General features: G+C 46.1%; 15 protein-coding genes. 7 read left to right on the forward strand and 8 right to left on the reverse strand.

The window, feature by feature from the left end; translation table 11 throughout:
* Positions 1–3 precede the first annotated feature (3 nt).
* Genes R3P39_RS04885 through R3P39_RS04895 form a run of 3 tightly spaced genes read right to left on the reverse strand, consistent with a single transcriptional unit; the run spans position 4 to position 2,452 of the window.
* Complete coding sequence (locus tag R3P39_RS04885; RefSeq protein WP_336566014.1) at positions 4–1,251, reverse strand: hypothetical protein; 1,248 nt, start codon at positions 1,249–1,251, stop codon at positions 4–6.
* Positions 1,248–2,081, reverse strand: a complete 834-nt coding sequence (locus tag R3P39_RS04890; protein WP_336566015.1) for an ABC transporter ATP-binding protein — start codon at positions 2,079–2,081, stop codon at positions 1,248–1,250. The genes R3P39_RS04885 and R3P39_RS04890 overlap by 4 nt, the downstream gene beginning before the upstream one ends.
* Before the next feature lie 2 nt (positions 2,082–2,083).
* Positions 2,084–2,452, reverse strand: a complete 369-nt coding sequence (locus tag R3P39_RS04895; RefSeq protein ID WP_336566016.1) for a GntR family transcriptional regulator — start codon at positions 2,450–2,452, stop codon at positions 2,084–2,086.
* A gap of 89 nt (positions 2,453–2,541) precedes the next feature.
* Between R3P39_RS04895 and R3P39_RS04900 the strand changes: the two genes are divergently transcribed.
* From R3P39_RS04900 to R3P39_RS04930, 7 genes are all read left to right on the forward strand, one after another.
* Complete coding sequence (locus tag R3P39_RS04900) at positions 2,542–4,044, forward strand: alpha/beta fold hydrolase (RefSeq protein ID WP_336566017.1); 1,503 nt, start codon at positions 2,542–2,544, stop codon at positions 4,042–4,044.
* Positions 4,045–4,047: 3 nt separating this feature from the next.
* On the forward strand, positions 4,048–4,782 hold the full coding sequence (locus R3P39_RS04905) for an ABC transporter ATP-binding protein (protein WP_336566018.1): 735 nt from the start codon (positions 4,048–4,050) through the stop codon (positions 4,780–4,782).
* A complete protein-coding gene (locus R3P39_RS04910) occupies positions 4,779–5,915 on the forward strand; it encodes an ABC transporter permease (RefSeq protein ID WP_336566019.1) in 1,137 nt (378 codons plus the stop codon). The genes R3P39_RS04905 and R3P39_RS04910 overlap by 4 nt, the downstream gene beginning before the upstream one ends.
* A 150-nt stretch (positions 5,916–6,065) precedes the next feature.
* Positions 6,066–6,959, forward strand: a complete 894-nt coding sequence (ttcA, locus tag R3P39_RS04915; RefSeq protein ID WP_336569242.1) for a tRNA 2-thiocytidine(32) synthetase TtcA — start codon at positions 6,066–6,068, stop codon at positions 6,957–6,959.
* Between the two features lie 200 nt (positions 6,960–7,159).
* The gene (locus R3P39_RS04920; protein WP_336566021.1) at positions 7,160–9,307 is read left to right on the forward strand and encodes a TonB-dependent siderophore receptor; all 2,148 of its coding nucleotides are present in this window, start codon (positions 7,160–7,162) and stop codon (positions 9,305–9,307) included.
* A 71-nt stretch (positions 9,308–9,378) separates the two neighbouring features.
* The gene (locus tag R3P39_RS04925; protein WP_336566022.1) at positions 9,379–10,575 is read left to right on the forward strand and encodes a PepSY-associated TM helix domain-containing protein; all 1,197 of its coding nucleotides are present in this window, start codon (positions 9,379–9,381) and stop codon (positions 10,573–10,575) included.
* 288 nt (positions 10,576–10,863) lie between these two features.
* On the forward strand, positions 10,864–11,907 hold the full coding sequence (locus R3P39_RS04930; RefSeq protein WP_336566023.1) for a Kelch repeat-containing protein: 1,044 nt from the start codon (positions 10,864–10,866) through the stop codon (positions 11,905–11,907).
* A 55-nt stretch (positions 11,908–11,962) separates the two neighbouring features.
* Here R3P39_RS04930 and uspE read toward each other — a convergent pair whose 3' ends face one another.
* The 5 genes from uspE to R3P39_RS04955 all read right to left on the reverse strand — a co-directional run bounded on the left by uspE (position 11,963) and on the right by R3P39_RS04955 (position 17,130).
* Positions 11,963–12,886 (reverse strand): universal stress protein UspE, encoded by a 924-nt coding sequence (gene uspE, locus R3P39_RS04935; protein WP_336566025.1) that lies wholly within the window; start codon positions 12,884–12,886, stop codon positions 11,963–11,965.
* A 124-nt stretch (positions 12,887–13,010) separates the two neighbouring features.
* A complete protein-coding gene (locus R3P39_RS04940; protein ID WP_336566026.1) occupies positions 13,011–13,745 on the reverse strand; it encodes an FNR family transcription factor in 735 nt (244 codons plus the stop codon).
* A 154-nt stretch (positions 13,746–13,899) separates the two neighbouring features.
* Positions 13,900–14,571 carry a sulfite exporter TauE/SafE family protein gene (locus R3P39_RS04945; RefSeq protein WP_336566027.1) on the reverse strand — a complete coding sequence of 224 codons (672 nt, stop codon included), beginning with the start codon at positions 14,569–14,571 and terminating at the stop codon, positions 13,900–13,902.
* Positions 14,564–14,758 carry a cbb3-type cytochrome oxidase assembly protein CcoS gene (ccoS, locus tag R3P39_RS04950; RefSeq protein WP_336566028.1) on the reverse strand — a complete coding sequence of 65 codons (195 nt, stop codon included), beginning with the start codon at positions 14,756–14,758 and terminating at the stop codon, positions 14,564–14,566. Before ccoS ends, R3P39_RS04945 begins: the two co-directional genes overlap by 8 nt.
* The gene (locus R3P39_RS04955) at positions 14,755–17,130 is read right to left on the reverse strand and encodes a heavy metal translocating P-type ATPase (RefSeq protein WP_336566029.1); all 2,376 of its coding nucleotides are present in this window, start codon (positions 17,128–17,130) and stop codon (positions 14,755–14,757) included. The genes ccoS and R3P39_RS04955 overlap by 4 nt, the downstream gene beginning before the upstream one ends.
* Positions 17,131–17,134: the final 4 nt, after the last annotated feature.

The raw sequence follows: 17,134 nt of genomic DNA on the forward strand, positions 1-17,134 counted from the left end.
GTTTTATTGCCGAATTAACTGCTTATTACTGTGGTGTAATAGCGCAGCAACAACACTCAGGTAAACGAGCGCCAATGCCCAAGTCAGCGGCGCATGGTTATATTCAAGTGCAACAGACTTTATGGCTGAGTGGACTATAAGCACTATCATGCAATTTAATGATAAGGCGAGGGTACTGTGCAATAAGCTGCCTAGCACGACACACAGTAAAAAACCTGCCAGTGAGCCTGCAAATAGCAGCAAGTATTCGTTCAGACTTAGCCAACCACTAATGCTACTGCTAATTACCACCACCAGTAATTGATATAAAGATAGCACCATGGCCAGCTTAATAGCAGCCATGTGATAGGCGCGTTTTATTGCGGCCATGTTGGAGTAAATCGGCAGCATATAGAGCTGCTCCCAAGACATCTTGCTCTGCAGCCTGGCCCAACAAACAAAAATGGCCACCATCAGCAATAGCATGTCTGATAACACCACCACAAAGTCCAGTTTCAAGCCGAAATACACCGCAACGATACTTAAAACACCAGCCATAAAAAACACCTGACATGTCTGCACTAGCAAGTTACCGGCAAAATAACTCAATGGCATAAATACCGCCCTTAGACGTTCGGCGAAGCGCTCCGGCGCCAAACTATTACTTGGCAGCCAGCCAGTTTGGATGTTGTTTAAATACACTTGATAGGCTTGATGGTGCCAGCGATTGGTGGTGCTTCTGGTTTTCCAAAAGTACAAAGTGAATGCCAAAGTCGCCAAAGATAGTAAAGCCAGAAGAAAAAGGTGCTCAGAGAGCAGCATTGCCAACAGCAATGCCACCATAAAGCAATAACTGTTGTGGCGAAAATAATGGCTGTTGTGATAGCAAAGTGTATAAAAGCAGCCACCGATGGCGGTGGCATAAGCGATAGCACTTAGCACTAAAAGTGGCGGCAAAGTCAAAAAAGCCAATGCTGTTAGGCTGTAGCCAAGCAGTAAGACCATTTTAGCTTGGCGTAAAATATGCTGCTTTAACGCCGGTAATAGCTCCGCTTGTTCTTGCGCTTGGAGCTTCACCAGCTGCCAGCAACACCCCATCCACAACGCCGTTAGGGTGAATACTATGGCAAACAATTGTATGCTTGGCTCTGCTACAAAGCCAATGAATGGTACTAACACCACCCCAAGTACTGCCGGAATAAAATAGTTAGCAGCGCCACATTCGCGCAGCCAAAGGGCAGAAAAGCCCGTCCACCAAGTTCGAGTCATCATCCGTGCAGCTCCACAAATAGCTGTTCGAGATTACCACTGTACTGGCCCGTTAACGGCCCCCAGTCAGTCCCAAGATTGGCTTGGTAGATAGAAAACTGTTCGCCATGGTGAATATACTCTCCCTCTGGAAGCGCAGCATCGTAGCCCTTTGGTAATAATTTTATTTGCTCTTTTATGCTATCTAATTCGCCATTGATAACAATTTGGCCGTCTTTGATGATGGCAATGTGGCTGGCAATCCGTTCCACATCGGAAGTGATGTGGGTAGAAAAAATCACCCCAGAACCAGACTCTAATGCTAAGTCAAAGACATCACCCATAAACTCACGGCGGGCGATGGGATCCAAACTGGAAACGGGCTCGTCTAGCACCAATAGTTGGGGTCGATAGGCCATGGCCATGATCAGCGCAAGGCTTTGCTGCTGACCAACGGATAAATTGCTAACCAGGGCATTGCCATCTAAGGCAAAGCGGGTCAGCCATTGTTGCTCTAGTTGCTTATCCCAATCGTTGTAGAAGCTACGGTGTAATTGCAGTGCATCGGTTACTTTAAACCCTTGGTAGCCGCAGGGTTGTTGGGGGACATAGCCAATTTTTTCCTTGAGCTGGGGTGGTAATGTTTGGCTACTGACTCCTAAACAGGATACTTCGCCTTCTGATGGCTCTATTAGGCCTAACGCAATTCTCAGTAAGGTTGACTTACCAGCGCCATTGCGACCAAGTAGCCCTAACACCATGCCAGGTTCGAGGCTAAGGTTAATCTTATTGAGTACCTGCTGGTCATCAAACTGTTTACTAATTTGACTGAATTGTAAAAGTGGATTTGTCATTATTATTGTTCCCAATTCTTTGCAACGAGAGCGAGTAAATCATCCTTACTAATGCCAAGCTGCTTAGCATCAGCAATAAGTGTATTAATGTCTGTCTCTAATAACAAATTAGTCGAGGTTGGCGGGTCTTGCTGAGCGACTCGGGTGGGCTGGCCACGACGCCTTTCTAAGTAACCGTTATCGACCAGCAAACCAATAGCACGGGATACTGTCATGGGGTTAACAGCAAAGTGTTCGGCTAATTTTCTCACCGACGGCAGTTCGTCTCCGGGCTTGGCTTTGCCGGCCGCAATTAGCCTGACAACCTGATCAAACAATTGTTTGTAGATAGGTTCGGCACTATTTGGGTTGACATGGATAAAATCTAGCATTACTCTAATTCTACTGTATTAATACAATAATACACTGATACACTCATTTAAAGTTAGCATAGTGAGTGAAAGTCAACAAGGAAATAGCCATGAAAATGCCATTTAAGTTTAAGAAAAATATAAAAAAGCTTCATGTTGCTGCATTAGCAATCACAGCAACTTTGAGTTTCGCTACTAGTGCGAATAGTGATACTGCTTCTGCTGTATCACTGCAAACCTGCTACGCCGATGGGTTACCCGATCGCGCCAAATGTGGGGTGATAACGCAACCACTCAATAGTAATACACCAGAGCAAACCATTGATATTCACTTTATGGTGATCCCAGCGATTAAGCCTTTGTATCCAGATGAAGCGGTAATGGCGTTTGCAGGTGGGCCGGGGCAGTCGGCAATAGAATCGGCTGCAGGCTTCTCTCGCATACTGAAATACGCCAGAGAGAATCGCGATATTATTCTGGTGGATCAACGTGGAACTGGAAAGTCTAATTTATTGCAATGTGAGTTAGACGATTTAGCAACGCAATTTGTGATGAATGACATGGCACTTGGCTTTGACTTAGCAAAACAAGACGCGATTGAATGCCGAGATAAGCTAAACAGTGATTTATCGAACTATACCACCGTGGCTGCAGCACCGGATTTTGAAGCCGTCAGAGCGGCGCTGGGCTATAAACAGTTGCACTTGTATGGCGGCTCTTACGGTACACGTATTGCGCTGGAATACATGCGACAGTTTCCACAACGTGTTGCCAGCTCAGTATTAGATGGCTTAGCGCCAAGTAATCAAAGCCTACTGGCTATTGGTGATGCCATTGAGGACTCACTCGCTGCTTTGTTTGAGCAATGTCAAGCCGATGCGGTTTGCGCGCAAACGTACCCTAACCTTGAGCAAACCTGGTTACAGTTGCTGCAAAATTTAGAGCAGCAACCTCTAGAGATGACCGTGCGCCATCCCAGAAGCCACCAACCTATTGCTATCACGTTAACCAGCAACAAGTTGTATAGCACGGTTCGCATGGCGCTGTATTCTCATAGCACCAGAGCCATGGTGCCTTTAGCGATTACTCAAGTTGCCAAGGGCAACGTGGATCTGATTGCGGCGATGATGGCGCAAGGTGAAGACATAATGGGCATCGCCCTTGGGATGCACCAAGCAATACTGTGTGGCGAGGACTGGGCTGTACTGAACGACAGTCAAAGAGCGCAGTATGGTAAAACCTTTATTGGCGCCATGATGATAGCGGGCGCTGACGCAACTTGCCCAATTTGGGATGTAACACCGGTCACTGCGGATTATTATCAGACTGTGAGTTCTGACATCCCCACCTTATTACTGTCGGGCGGTTTAGACCCTGCCACTCCTGCTCGGTGGGCTGAAACCGCCATGGTTGAGCTAAGCAATGCGACCCATTTAGTGGCACCATTTGCCACCCACATAGTGGCTGGACAAAGCTGTGGCGATAAGCTCATAGCCAGCTTTTACGATAATAAGAGCACCGCTGATTTTGACACCAGCTGCTTACAAGAAGACCGCCGTAAACAGTTCTTTATGAATATTAATGGCCCAGCGACTAGCCAAGATAAGGAGTAAATCATGATTAAAGTAGATAACTTAAGCAAAAGAATTGCTGATGTTGATGCCCTTAATGGCTTATCGTTCAGCGCTCAAGATGGCCAAATTACTGGCTTATTAGGGCCCAATGGCGCGGGTAAAACCACCTGTCTTAGAACCGTTTTTGGCTTACTGCAAGCCGATGAAGGCATAACCACCATCGATGGTATTGATGTGGTAAAGCAGCCGCTGGCGGCGAAACAACAACTGGGTCTTTTTCCTGACCCTTGCGGCTTGTACGAACGACTGACTCCGCGAGAATATATTGAGTTTTATGCCAAGCTCAGTGGCATGAGTCAATCAGACGCAGTATCGGCAACCGAAAAGGTGATTGCCAAACTGCAAATGCAAGACATTGCCGATAGACGCTGTAAAGGATTTTCTCAAGGGCAGCGGATGAAAACGGCGCTGGCGCAAGCCATCGTCCATGAGCCCACCAATATCATCCTAGATGAGCCCACTCGCGGCTTGGATGTAATGAGCACTCGCATTCTTAGGGAGCTATTACAACAACTTAAAGAACAGGGCCATTGTGTGTTGTTCTCTAGTCACGTGATGCAAGAAGTGGCGGCACTTTGCGACCATGTGGTGGTGATGACAAAAGGCAAGGTTGTGGCCGAGGGGTCGCCAGAAGCTCTGTGTCAACAAACCGGCAAAGCCACGTTAGAAGAAGCATTTATTGCCCTTATTGGCAGCGATGAAGGAATAGCAGCATGATCAATTTAGTCTCTACCTTATTTAAAAAAGAAATGCTCGATGCTAGTCGAGACAAGCGTTCAGTGATGGCTGGACTGTATTACTGCATTGGTGCCCCGGTACTCATGTGCTTGTTATTCACCGTGATGTTTAAGCAAATGGCGTCTCCAGATGCCCTTAAAATCACCATTAATAACGCCGAGCAAGCGCCCAACTTAGTGCAGTTTTTGGCAACCACTGAAATTACTCAAGGTGAGGGCGATGACACCAAAGCCATCACTTTGGAGATATCACAAAACTATCAAGCAGACATGGCAGCGGGTAAGAGCGCAACGGTCACTATCATCGCGGACAAGTCAGAGCAGAAACTGCAACGCTCTATTCGCCGGGTTGAACGTCAGCTGGCAAAATACAATGCTGAAGTCGCGTCATTGCGTTTACTGGCTAGGGGCATCGACCCTGGACTGATGCGTGCCGTGGATGTGCAAACTCAGGATTTGGCCACGCCTAAGTCTAAAGGGGGCTTTGCTCTGGGTATCGCAACCTTATCTATCATCATCGCACTATTTTATGCGGCAATGGGTCTGGCGATTGATAGTAGTGCCGGTGAAAGAGAGCGCAATTCATTGCAACTGCTGCTTAGTCATCCGGTAAGCCCGTTACAGATTGTATTGGCAAAAGTAGGATCTATTGCCATGTTTGCCACACTGGGGTTAATTTTAACCACAGTGGTGTCAAAGTTTGCCTACAACATGGTGCCTTGGGAAATGGTGGGCTTTACCGTAACCATCGGCGCTAAATTTATTATTGCTGCGGTGTTAATTGGTATTCCAATTGCGTTGATGTCTGCCAGCCTATTGATATTTATTTCGTTCTTGGCGAAGTCGTTCAAAGAAGCGCAATCTTACGTCACCATGGCGCTGTTTATTCCAGTGATGTTAAGTATGGCCACCACTTATGACATCGCCACGGATGTGATGCAGTGGTTGCCAATTGCTGCGCAGCAAAACGCCATGATTGAACTCCTTAAAGGCAATGCCTTGCCGGTACCACAATTGGCCTTTGCTAGCATGGTGACTTTGGGGTTATTTGGCTTGTTTACGTATTTAAGCAGCCGCATGCTGAAAAGTGAAAAGGTCGTATTTGGCCTTTAAACTAATCTTATCGGCGCCCCTTGGCGCCGTTTTACTGTTTTACCTGAAGCGAAATTGGCGTATAATCTGCGCCCCAATTGAGGCAGCAATACCAAGGGCGTGAGTCGTTGGTAAGTAAATTGAGACAGTATGAGTACAGCAGCAAGCACCATGACCGAGCAAGATAACCGCAAAGCAGTGTTAGAATTTAACAAACTGCAAAAACGCCTACGCCGCAACGTTGGCAATGCCATCAAAGATTACAATATGATCGAAGAAGGCGATGTCGTTATGGCCTGCATTAGCGGTGGTAAAGACTCGTTCGCCATGCTGGATATTCTGCTTAATTTAAAAAAAGCGGCCCCGATCCATTTTGACGTGATTGCGGTTAACCTGGACCAAAAGCAACCGGGGTTTCCAGAGCATATCTTGCCAGAGTACTTCGAAACCTTAGACATTCCCTATTACATCATCGATAAAGACACCTATTCGGTGGTCAAAGAAAAGGTGCCTGAAGGCAAAACCACCTGTGGCTTATGCTCACGTTTACGTCGTGGTACCTTGTATTCATTCGCTGAAAAAATTGGTGCGACAAAAATTGCTCTAGGCCACCATTTAGATGATATGGTTGAAACCTTGTTCTTAAACATGTTCTATGGTGCACGGATGAAAGCCATGCCACCCAAGCTGCGCTCTGACGATGGTCGTAACGTAGTGATCCGGCCGCTCACCTATGCGCGCGAAAAAGACTTGGTGCAATACGCTGAACACAAAGAGTTTCCAATTATTCCTTGTAACTTATGTGGCTCGCAAGAGAACCTGCAGCGACAAAACATTAAAGCGATGCTAATGGAGTGGGATAAAAAGACACCGGGCAGAGTGGAAAATATTTTCAAGTCTATGCAACACGTCAGTCCGAGCCAGCTGGCCGATAATCAGCTATTCGATTTTGAAACCTTGCCTATCGACAGAAGCAGCGAACGTGAAGCGTATGACTTCAACGAGGCTGAAGTGTCTTCTACCAACATCGACGAATCGCTTTTTATTGATGTCACCAACATCTAAGCCAATATCGAGTGCTTAAATTAGATTAAGGCTGCTGAAAAGGCAGCCTTTTTTGTGCCTTTTATTGAGAACCTTGTGGCATAAAGCAATTTATTTTTGCAAAAAATGCAACTTTATCACCTTTTTATATTTTAAATGCGGATGATAATGGTTATCATTGTGGTGCGCTTTTATAATAAACTATCTAATTGAAGGCACTTATGAAACGAGTCTCTGAACTTTCTGCAATCACCTTGGCAATTTTATTGCCTACTGCAACTTTTGCCGCTGAGCAACCGCAGCAGCAACTTAACGATGAAGATATTGAGAAGATCACCGTTGTTAGCCGTACCCTTAATCTTTACCGTAACGGGGCAACCAGCACCGGAAAGCTTGCCGTCGACCCGCTTAACTCAACGCAAATGATCACTTCATTAAATGAAAATCTGATCCATGACCTTGGCGCTCGTGACGCCAAAGATCTTTATCGCAATATTGCTGGCGTTAGCCAGTTTAGTTACGCCGGTGTGACGGCGCGGGGGTTCCGCCAAGAAGAAATCTATTTTGATGGCTTAAGAGGAGACCCATATGTTGGGTTTAATGTACCGCAACTATTTAACGTGGAGCGAGTAGACTTTCTAAAGGGCCCGGCAGGTATGCTTTACGGTCCAGGCGCACCCGGCGGACTATTTAATTATGTTACTAAAAAACCAGAGCAACAATTCAGTGCCAATACCCGCCTAATTGCCGGTAGCGACAATCGTATTGGTGGCTCAGCCGAAGTAACAGGTGAAGTCGCTGAAGCACAAAGCATCCGTGTCGGCGCTTTTTATGAGCAACAAGACACCCACCGTGATAACAGTGCCAGTGAGGTGGCCATTGTAGATACTGGTTACGCTTATGACTTTGCTGATGCCCGTTTAATTTTACAATATACCCACTACAGTCAGGATCTTGATGGTAACCGTTTACGTGGCGTCCCTGCAGACGATAACGGTGAATTTATCACTTCACCCTCCTGGAACCATAACGAGCCCAGTGATTTTCTTAACTTACGCTCTGATGTATTACAGGCGAGCTTAACCGGTGAATTGTCAGCCCAGCTGAGCTATGACGCTACCTTGCGCTATATTGATAATGAGCAAGAGCAAAACTACCATGAACCGCGCATGTTGCTCGATAGCGACCAAGATGGCGATATTGACTTAGTGGCACGGGAGTTTCGAGATCAGCTGCGAGAGCAATCGCAACTGTCATTTGCGGCCAATTTTGTCTATGAATCTACCGCCTTTGGTGCTGAGCAGCGTACTGCCTTTGGCGTTGACCTTTACACTGGAGAAGAAGATGCCTTACTTGGCGGTACTCGGGCATCGCAAGAGCATGTTGAGCGCTATTTAAATGGCACATCGTTAGCGTCTGATATTATTCCATTGTCATTAACGAACCCTAATTATGGTGAAAGTCAGCCAAGCCAGTATGACGTTCAGTTCCGCCCAGAGCGCAGCACAGAGCAGCAACGCAATGGCGCATACGTTCTTAATGAACTGGCATGGAATAAGTTTACCTTAGTTGCTGGTGCGCGCTTCGATCAGTTTGAAGATACTTCGAATAATACTAGCTTTGATGACGATAATGTCAGTTTGCGTTTTGGTGCTATTTATAAACTGAATCAAAACGTCTCGCTTTATGGTCAATGGGCAGACTCCTATGAGCCACAGGGCGTTTCAAGTCAAGATACTCAGGCTGGTGGACCGTTCGAGCCAACCACGGGTGAGATTGTTGAGTTGGGTCTAAATGCCGAGTTGTTCGAAGGCAGCAGTCTGTTAAAAATTGCAGGCTATGAAATCAAACGACAGAATTTATTGCAATCCACAGGTCAAGACCCTGAAGGGGATGGCGTTGATAACCTCGCTGCCATTGGTGAAATCACCAGCAAAGGCCTAGAAGTCGAGCTTATCACCGACATTACGCCGGACTGGGTGCTCAATGTAGCTTATGCCTACAACGACGCGCGTATTACTGCTGATAACGGCGGCGGTGGGATCCGCAATAGTGTGGGGGATAAATTTGCCAATGCCCCTGAAAACCAACTGGGGATCTGGACTCGATACCAAGTACCCAGTTGGAATTTAGCCTTTGCGGTTGGCGGTAATTACGTTGATGAGCAGCTGAGCTTGTCAGGGCAACAGCTGAATTCGTATTTTGTCGCTGATGCTTCGATTATTTGGCAGGTGGATAATTACAGTGTGTTATTCCGAGTTGAAAATGCCTTTGACAAAGAGTATGCCGAGTCTGGCTTCTTAAAACGTACCGGTCACTTCCCTGGAGACCCGCGCAGTGCCTTTGTTGAGTTTACTTATCACTGGTAACAACGCATAAACGCACATCATGATTTAAGGCTTAAACCCACTGTTTAAGCCTTTTTCTATCTGGGGTAGCAATGAGCAATAAAACACAGCAAAGAAAGTTTTTAAAAAAGTTATATCATCTGCACGCTTGGGTTGGTTTTCAATTGGCCTTGGTGATGTTTGTGATTCTGGTAACCGGCACCATTGCCACGCTGAGTAATGAAATTGACTGGTTAGTGCATGAGCCGATGCGCTCATCCACACCAAGTGAGAAAAACCATTCGCTTCAAGCGCAAGATTGGCGTGCTATGTATGAGGCAATAAAAGCGCAATACCCTGACAGTAAGGTACTGACTTTAGGCAGTATGGGGGAAGACTATTTCAATTATCGTGCTCGCGTCACTAATGCTCAAGGGCTGGGGCGTTATGTTTATGTCGACCCTTGGACTCATGAAGTCACCGGAGAAACATCGCTGCTAACGGTGCAACGGGTGTTTCGCGATTTGCATCGTTACTTATTTATGCCCGCCTTTCCTGGCCTGCCCATTGTCACCGCATTTGCCTTTATCTTACTCATTTCTCTTTATACTGGGCTCAAAACCACCCGCAACTGGAAAACGGCGCTATGGCGCATCAGAACCCAGCAAGGAGTAAGAATTTTACTCAGTGATCTGCATAAAGTCTTTGGTTTATGGGGTCTGTGGTGTACCAGTGTCATTATCATTACTAGCTTCTGGTATTTATTTGAGTTTGGCGTGCGCGTATCCGGCTCAAGTTTAGAGCCAAGTGCACCTAGTGTAAGCGCCGTGGTAACACAAAATAGTCCCTCTCGCTTTAGTGGCAGTCAGCTTGAGCAAGGCTTCATTCAAGCGCAGCAGAGTATCGAAAACTGGACCATCACGGCAGTGCAATTTCCTCGCGATGAAACGTCAGTGTTGCGCTTCAAAGGGGTAGGGGAGAATCCTTTACTGCGCGAGCGGGCTCACAAGGTTGATTTTCATCCCTACACTTTAGAGCGGCTAAATGTTCAACACCCAGGTAATATGACCATGGGTAATTATCTTAATGAATATGCCGATCCTTTGCATTTTGGCTATTTTGCGGGATTAACGTCAAAACTTATTTGGTTTGTGTTTGGTGTTGCCTTGACAGGACTATCATTTACCGGGGTATTAATGACTTGGAAACGCACTAAATCGGCAAGACTTACCCGTGCACAGGTGGCCACATTGCCTATCTTTGTATTATCGGCGTTTTACTTTGTGTTTTGGATACAGCGTTATCTCTAATGGCACCTAACGCGATAGCTTAGAGAGTGGTCGCCGGTGGTTATCATTGAGCACCACATTCTGATCTTTATAAAATGAACTCCAGTCCTGATTATTTCGTATAGATAGTTGTTATTTTTTACCTTTTTAACGCTTAATAGTCACTAAATGGAAATGTTATTGAGGGATTGTCAGTTCACTGAAATATCTGTCAATAGCTCGCTTTATTTACCTATGGTGCTTACTATATAGTTGATAGGTAACCAATTAGAATTTGATAGCAATTGCTTTGGTGCAGGAGAGACATCAGTGAGTCGATTACCACAAACACTTAAGGTTATACTGTGTGTCGCAAGTGTTGCTTTGGCGGCGGCCAAGGTGGCTGCGCAAGTCACCTTGCCTAAACAAACCTGGCAGGCTTCCGCGCCTTTGCCGGTGGCTTTGCAAGAAATTTACCCCACCGTGTTTATGGATCGCATTTTCGTTGGCGGTGGCTTTACCACCTCAGAAATGGAAACCTTTTATGGTTTGGGCCCAACGGATAAGGTGTATTTATTAAACCCCTCGGAAGAAGGCTGGGAGCAAGCGCCTTCGTTGCCCGATGCTCGGCATCATTTAGGCTTTGCTAGCAATATTCACTATCTCTATGCCATTGGTGGCTTCAGTGGTCCTAAAGGCGCTGCTTGGCAGCCGCAATCAACCGTTTACCGTCTTGATACGCGGGCAGAGGAGTGGGTGTCGGCGCCTAGTTTGCCAAGCCCATTAGCAGAATCGGTGTACGCCACCATTGGTATGAATATTCACGTTATCGGTGGCAAAACCCGTGGCTATGGTGACGACCAAAACAGCGACAGTACTGCTCACTATGTGTTGAAGAATAACGCGTACTGGAGTCGTGCAGAGCCATTGCCAACACCAAGAAATTCAGCGGCCAGTGTGGTAATTGGTGACAGTATTTATGTCATTGGTGGGCGCGTCAGTGGCGATGCCCCAAAAAATCTCGATACCGTGGAAGTGTATAACAGTAAAAGCGACAGTTGGCGCACTTTATCACCGCTCCCGGTGGCGGCTGCAGGGTTAGCGGCGAGCGTGATTGATGGCAAAATATTGGTCACTGGGGGAGAGGCCTTTGATTTTCAAAGTGACACTCGCTCTGGGGAAGTATATGCCGCTGCTTGGCTTTATGACCCAAAATTGGATGAATGGCAATCGTTACCTGACATGCCTTGGCCGCGACACGGTCATGGTCAAGTGACCCACAACGAGATTGTCTATGTCATCGGTGGGGCTGCCAAATTAGGGCCACAAGAAACCTTGTCGAGCACCATGGCATTTAAGCTAAGCGATGACTAATACTTAACACTAAAAAGGCTTGGACCAGCCAAGCCTTGTTTAGTGTTGCTAGCCTTTACTCTGCCAATGGCGATTTGTAACCATCCGGCTTCAGTGCCAATACATCACAGTCTAAACTGTCTATAACGTGCTCAGCGGTATTGCCTACTAACGCAGCACTGAGACCAGTTCTGCCAACCGTACCAATCACCACTAATTCTGCGTCTTTTTCTTTGGCAATAAATGGGATAACGTCTTCGGGTAAGCCTTCTTTTACCACACAGTCTTGCTGGGTTAAGCCATTTTCTTCAGCCAAGGCAAAGGTTTCATCTTCATGGTGTTTTTTCACCGCTTCATTGTACTGTGAAGGGTTAAACTCTGGAATTTCGATGGCAATATTGACCGGTGTTGCCGGGTAGGTGTTCACTAAGCTGAGCTTGGCATTAGCCAGCTCACAGAGGAACTTAGCATCAGAAATAATGCGTTTATTTAGCGCCAAGTGTTGCTCATTATCACTCACGGAGTTAACCGCGGCGATAATATTGCCTTGCTCTGGCCATGCATGGTCTTTAACCAATAACACTGGTGCTGGGCACTTACGGATCAAATGCCAGTCTGTAGGCGTGAAAATCACTGATTTTAAGGTGTCATGCTCGTGGGTAGATTTAATCACCAAGTCATAATCGTGTTCAAGCACCGCTTCGATAATCGACTCATAAGGACGGTTATGCCACACCACCTTAGTGTTAATGGTAATATCCGAAAATGCGTTTATCATGTCATCGAGCCAAACTTCTCTGTCTTTAATGACTGCAGCACGCATGGCTTCACGCTCTTCTCGTGACAGCATGGTGGTCATTTCGTAGGAGAAGTCATAAATAGACATAAAAGCGGTGATCTCAGCACCAGTACGCTTAGCTAAACTAATAGCGCGTTCAAGGCTATTTTGGCGCTCTTTGGTGGGATCGATAACGGTTAATATATTCTTGATTTTATCCACGACTATCTCCTTAACGGCTAATCATCAAAATAGAGTCACTTGGAAATTGTTCGCCAAGTGCTCTATTGAGTGTAACCTATCTTGCCTAAGGTTAAAGTCTTAACAATAAAATCTTTGTTTTAAATCAAGAAGCAATAGCTGCCGCTTCGGCCAGTGCGGCTTGATCATTAATGGTAATAAATTTACCTTCTACTTTAATAATGCCAGCCTTTTGGAAGCGACTGAGTAGACGACTAATGGTTTCAACCGTAAGACCTAAGTAATTACCAATTTCGCCACGGGTCATGGTGAAACGGAACTCTTTTCGTGAAAAGCCACGCTCGCCAAAGCGATTAGATAAGTTAAAGATGAAAGTGGCCAAACGCTCCTCAGCGGTTTTTTTATTAAGCAGTAACAACATCTCTTGATCGTAGTTAATTTCACTGCTCATTAAGCGCATGATTTGCTGGCGCAGCTTCGGTAATTTACCAGCGAGTTCATCGAGTGTATCAAATGGAATTTCACACACCATTGAAGTTTCCAACGCTTGGGCGAAACTTTGATGTTCCATTTTGTTAATGGCATCAAAGCCCACCAAATCACCCGCTAGGTGAAAGCCAGTAATTTGTTCATCGCCTTGCTCTGACAATGTGTAGCTTTTAAATGAGCCCGAGCGCACCGCGAAAATTGCATTGAGTTTTGAGCCCGATTCAAATAAGAAATCACCTTTGTGCAGTGGTTTCTTACGTTCAATGATTTCGTCCAATTTATCCATTTCATTGCCATTAAGAGAAAAAGGCAGGCAAAGCTGGCTAATGCTACAGTTATTGCAGCTAATGGTACATTGGCTCTTTGAACGATTTTGATTACTTAAGTCCATAAAATTTCCATAAGTCTATGACGCACACCTTGGCAACAACACTGTGTTGCAGCAAGCTCTAGCGACAAAAAAGCCAAGTAACTCATCGCTTGGAACTCCCATTCACAACTAATTAGCTACTTTTTATTTTAGAGCTTGCACTACTAAGCCTAGGTTAATGTACTAGCTTATCAGTTGCAATAATAATTAAATAAACACCATACCAAATAAAAATATTACCCATAACAATACGAGTCACTTGATGATTTATGGTTTTTTGTAGCAGTTGTGCAGACTGGCCGATGGCAATTAGAGCAGGAAAGGTACCTAGGCCGAAGGCGAGCATAATTGCGCTACCTTGTAGCGCCGTCTGAGCTTGCAGTGTCCAGGTTAATGCTGAGTAGACTAAACCACAGGGTAACCAGCCCCACAGTGCGCCATAGGCAAAGGCTTTGGCAGGGGTGTTGACTGGAACAAGGTGGCGGTTCAACTTCACTAAATGTTGCCAAATTACGGTTTTGGCGAGAGATTCTAGCCATTGCAATGAGCTTGCAAGGCGCATCACGTACACACCCACCAAGATCATAAATACGCCACTCAGTAACTTCATTGAATGGCCAATCAGGGTATTTTGCTTGGCTAAACTGGCTCCTAACCAGGCAACTAGGCCGCCGGCAATGGCGTAACTGCAGATCCGGCCCAGGTTATACAGCAAGCTGACTTTAATGGCGGAGAGGTTTTTGCTTGCCAACTGCAAGGAGCTGGCAATGCCGCCGCACATGACCAAGCAATGGCCACTGCCAGCCAGCCCCATGATAAAGGCACTTAAGACACTGATTTCAGTCATCGCTGGATTTATTATCTTCTCGCGGTTGTGGCTTTGCAGGTTCAGACTTATCGTCATCAAATAAAATGCTGTGGCCTTGTTTATTTAAGTCTGAAAACTGCTCACTTTTTACGGCCCAAAAAAAGATCCCAATGGCAATAATAACAAACAGAATCGCAATCGGGATTAGGACATAGATGATACTCATAATTTTAATAACCTTAGCGAGTTAGCAATGACGATAATTGAGCTGGCAGACATACCAATAACAGCCAGCCAAGGTGGCACTAACCCCAGTGCTGCTAGGGGTAAAATTGAGGCGTTATAAAGCAGTGAAATAGTGAGGTTCTGCTTTACAATACGACGGGTTTGCTGTGCTACTTGGCGTAATGCAAGAATGGCATTTAAGTCACTATTAAGCAAAACCACGTCCGCGGTATTTTTGGAAATATCCGCACCGGTGTCCATCGCCACAGAAAGGTGAGCACTATTAAATACGGGGCTGTCATTGATGCCATCGCCAACCATGGCTATTACTTCCCCTTGTTGCGACCACTTTTCTACCGCTTGCAGCTTCATTTTTGGCGTACAGGCAGTTTGATAGCTGTCTAATGCCAGCTGCTCTGCTAATTCTTTACCGGCATTTGAGCTGTCTCCCGTGAGCATGTGACAACTAAGCGTTGATTGTTGTAATTGGCTTACCACCCGCTCGGCATTGTCTTTGACTTTATCGTTAAAATAAAAGTCAGCCACCGGCTTTTGGTCAATAAACAACGTCGCTTGGGCAAAGGAAGCGTGAGAGTTAAACCAATTACTTTTGCCAAGTGCTATAGAATGCTGTTGCCAGTGTCCCTGAACCCCAGACCCTGCAACAATCTCAACATCATGAACTAAATTATCATTGCTATTAAGGTGAGAAAAAGCGCGTGCAATAGGGTGCTCGGAATAGCGCTCGAGGGCTGCGGCTAATTCAAGTATCTGCTCTTCGTCGAACTCGCTCTGTAATAATTCCACATGGCGAATGGAAAAACGCCCCTCGGTGAGGGTACCGGTCTTATCAAACGCCACTCGGGTGAGCTTGGTTGCGGTTTCGAGCACATGGGCTTCTTTAATTAGGATGCCTTTTTTGGTTAAGCTTGCCACCGCACAGGTCAGCGCTGTGGGTATGGCCAAACTCAAGGCACATGGGCAGGTAGCGACAAGCACCGAGATGGTCACCCAAAATGCTTGTTCGGGTGACACTGAGTACCAACCTACCGCAGTGATCGACGCAAATACCAGCAAACAAGCAACAAACCACTGCGCAACTTTATCGGTGATTTCAACCAGCTTGGGCCGTTTAGTTAGGGCGTTGTGTTGCAGTCGAATAATTTGATTAAGTAGGGTGTTTTGACCAATCTTATTGATCTCTAGCGTGATCACACCATCGTGGTTGACGGTACCAGCATACACTTGATGACCCTGAAATTTCTTTACCGGTAAGTGCTCACCGGTCATCATTGATTCGTCTACTGTGGTGTGGCCACGGATAACTAAGCCGTCGGCAGGAATGGTTTCACCGGCTTTGACCAGAATAATGTCATTGAGCTGGAGCTTTTTAGCCGCAACTGGCTGCTCATTATTGTTGCTGTCGAGTTTTCTTGCGGTCAGCGGCAGCAGCTTTTGCAAGTTGGCGGTAAACTCACTGGCTTTTAAACGGGCACGAAACTCTAAGTATTTACCCAGTAATAGCAAAAAGGTAAACATACAAATGGATTCAAAGTAGACTTCACCCACCTCCATAAAGGTGGCGTAGGTACTGGCCCCGTATGCCCCAAAAATGGCCAGCGAAACGGGCAAGTCCATATTCAGTTGCTTGGCTTTAAGACCCTTAATGGCATTGGTTAGGAAGGGCATCGCCGAATAGAGAATAACCGGGGAGGCAAGGACTAAACTAATCCAGCGAAAATACTGTTCAAAATCTTCTTCCATGCCAGAAAACATGCCAAAATACATGGCAAAGGCAAACATCATGACTTGCATGGTCATCAGCCCAGCCACGCCTAATCGGCGGATGTAGGCTTTGGCAACTGCTTGTTTTTCTGCGGCTTCTTCATCGGCTTGGAATGGATAGGCCTTGTAACCAATTTCCATCAGCGATTTGATGATAGTGCTTAGCTTTACTTTGGACTCTTGCCAAACAATCATGGCGCGGTGGGTTGAGGTATTGACATCAACCCGGACGACACCACCTAATGACAGCAGTTGTTTTTCGATTAACCAGGCACAGGCGGCACAGCTTATTCCTTCGACACTGAGCAAGACTTCTTTATTCTCGCCGCTGGTTTCGACAAAATCTTCTTGTATTTCATCATTATCATAGCTCAGCAGCATTTTTAGCTGCTCAGGGACTAACTCTTCCACTTTACCGGCGCTTTCGGTGCGGTAAGTATAATAGTCGCTCATACCCTGAGAAATAATGGTTTCTGCTACGGCTTGGCAGCCGATGCAACATACTGGCTGCTGCTCACCTTGAAACGCTACGCTGCCATCAAATCCCTTGGGGATCGGCTCTAAACAATGAAAACAAGACTTAGCCATAGGA

Origin of the sequence: Pseudoalteromonas sp. UG3-2 (assembly GCF_037120705.1) — a bacterium.
In the GTDB taxonomy this organism is placed as follows: Bacteria; Pseudomonadota; Gammaproteobacteria; order Enterobacterales; family Alteromonadaceae; genus Pseudoalteromonas.

What these genes read in the sequence shown, in the direction of transcription:
- R3P39_RS04885 (WP_336566014.1), bottom strand. Translation starts at nt 1,251, where the DNA reads ATGATGACTCGAACTTGGTGGACGGGCTTTTCTGCCCTTTGGCTGCGC.
- R3P39_RS04890 (WP_336566015.1), bottom strand. Translation starts at nt 2,081, where the DNA reads ATGACAAATCCACTTTTACAATTCAGTCAAATTAGTAAACAGTTTGAT.
- R3P39_RS04895 (WP_336566016.1), bottom strand. Translation starts at nt 2,452, where the DNA reads ATGCTAGATTTTATCCATGTCAACCCAAATAGTGCCGAACCTATCTAC.
- R3P39_RS04900 (WP_336566017.1), top strand. Translation starts at nt 2,542, where the DNA reads ATGAAAATGCCATTTAAGTTTAAGAAAAATATAAAAAAGCTTCATGTT.
- R3P39_RS04905 (WP_336566018.1), top strand. Translation starts at nt 4,048, where the DNA reads ATGATTAAAGTAGATAACTTAAGCAAAAGAATTGCTGATGTTGATGCC.
- R3P39_RS04910 (WP_336566019.1), top strand. Translation starts at nt 4,779, where the DNA reads ATGATCAATTTAGTCTCTACCTTATTTAAAAAAGAAATGCTCGATGCT.
- ttcA (WP_336569242.1), top strand. Translation starts at nt 6,066, where the DNA reads ATGACCGAGCAAGATAACCGCAAAGCAGTGTTAGAATTTAACAAACTG.
- R3P39_RS04920 (WP_336566021.1), top strand. Translation starts at nt 7,160, where the DNA reads ATGAAACGAGTCTCTGAACTTTCTGCAATCACCTTGGCAATTTTATTG.
- R3P39_RS04925 (WP_336566022.1), top strand. Translation starts at nt 9,379, where the DNA reads ATGAGCAATAAAACACAGCAAAGAAAGTTTTTAAAAAAGTTATATCAT.
- R3P39_RS04940 (WP_336566026.1), bottom strand. Translation starts at nt 13,745, where the DNA reads ATGGACTTAAGTAATCAAAATCGTTCAAAGAGCCAATGTACCATTAGC.
- R3P39_RS04945 (WP_336566027.1), bottom strand. Translation starts at nt 14,571, where the DNA reads ATGACTGAAATCAGTGTCTTAAGTGCCTTTATCATGGGGCTGGCTGGC.
- ccoS (WP_336566028.1), bottom strand. Translation starts at nt 14,758, where the DNA reads ATGAGTATCATCTATGTCCTAATCCCGATTGCGATTCTGTTTGTTATT.
- R3P39_RS04955 (WP_336566029.1), bottom strand. Translation starts at nt 17,130, where the DNA reads ATGGCTAAGTCTTGTTTTCATTGTTTAGAGCCGATCCCCAAGGGATTT.